The organism is Burkholderia seminalis DSM 23518, from assembly GCF_902832885.1.
GTDB classification, from domain to species: Bacteria; Pseudomonadota; Gammaproteobacteria; order Burkholderiales; family Burkholderiaceae; genus Burkholderia; species Burkholderia seminalis.
Window position 1 is genome coordinate 1 of the sequence record NZ_CADFDK010000045.1, and the last position, 496, is coordinate 496.

General features: G+C 68.8%; 1 protein-coding gene. It reads right to left on the bottom strand.

The window, feature by feature from the left end; genetic code table 11:
* On the bottom strand, positions 1 to 496 hold a 496-nt coding region (locus HWX00_RS36555), incomplete at both ends, for an alpha-E domain-containing protein (protein ID WP_175868205.1).

A 496-nucleotide genomic window follows, 5' to 3' on the forward strand; every position in this document is an offset into this window, starting at 1 on the left:
TCGAGGATCGTGCCGACGTGCGACACCGACGGCAGCAGCAGGTGGTACTTCACGTCGATGATCCGCGCGGTGTTGTCCGCGCGCTCGATGAATGCGCCGATCTGCGCGAAATCGAAGATCTCGTTGCGCAGCATCGTGCTGTAGAAGCTGCCGAGGATCAGCGCGGTTTCGCGCTTCACTTCGTCGAGCACGGCCGGCAGCTCGCTCTCCGGCACCGGCTGCGCCAGCGCGCGGCGCAGCGCGAGCCACGCGCCGTTCACGCTTTCCCACGCCTCGCGCGTGAGCGCCGTGCGCACCATCCGCGCGTTCGAGCGCGCGGCCTCGATGCACGACAGCACGCTCGACGGGTTGTCGCGGTCGCGCAGCAGGTAGTCGGTCACCGTATCGGCCGCATACGCGTCGTATTTCTCCCGGTAGCCGTCGTCCGCGCCCGAGCTGACGAGCACCGACGACCATTCGGCCGGCGCGTCGGACGTGCGCGTGAGCGCCATCCGCA